Source organism: Nitrosopumilus sp. b1, assembly GCF_014078545.1.
In the GTDB taxonomy this organism is placed as follows: Archaea; Thermoproteota; Nitrososphaeria; order Nitrososphaerales; family Nitrosopumilaceae; genus PXYB01.
Genome location: NZ_MU078784.1, coordinates 1 through 621, shown reverse-complemented (window position 1 = coordinate 621; position 621 = coordinate 1). Strand labels below are relative to the sequence as shown.

Sequence of the window (621 nt, the reverse complement as noted above, 5' to 3'; positions counted from 1 at the left end):
ATGAGATACCCAATGATAGCCCTGCAAATCAGATATTCGATAAAAGTTGAGATAGCGCTCTAGTATCTGAACTACGAGTGTGTTAAATGAAATTCCTTTTTGTTTTGCTTCCTTTTGGAGTTCCTTTGTTTGATTCTCTGCCAGCCTTACTGAAACAACTCGAGATATGGTCATCTTTCAAATTCCTAATTTGTAATTGTATTTAATGTTGCATTTGTAATACATTGTAGGATAGTGTCTGCGTTTACTTTATGAGTATCATATGTCATTACATGACCCATGAGTACCACACACGATAAGATTGGTTTACTAGAAGAGATAGGCTCCAAGATTGACTTGTTCCTTGATAGATATGAGAAAGATATTCCACCTGAGATGTCAAGACTACTCAAATTATTCAAAAACTCTTTTGATAACATGCAAAAAGATGAGCAAGAAAAATCTTAATTTTTGAAAAATCGTGTCTGTAATGCGATTACAAACATTCCTTATTGTATGAAATTGGCATAATGTTATCATGCGCGCACTGGTTGTAGATGATGATGACGATACCGTAGAGGTATTATCAGAATTCTTAGAGATGAAAGGAGTAGATGTGATTGGCAAAGCCTACAATGGCAA

Annotated in this window: 1 protein-coding gene; it reads left to right on the top strand. The window is 34.9% G+C overall.

Annotation, left to right across the window (positions count from 1 at the left end; translation table 11 throughout):
• Positions 1 to 279 precede the first annotated feature (279 nt).
• Positions 280 to 447 carry a hypothetical protein gene (locus tag C6988_RS10785; protein WP_182135452.1) on the top strand — a complete coding sequence of 56 codons (168 nt, stop codon included), beginning with the start codon at positions 280 to 282 and terminating at the stop codon, positions 445 to 447.
• The last annotated feature ends 174 nt before the right edge of the window (positions 448 to 621 follow it).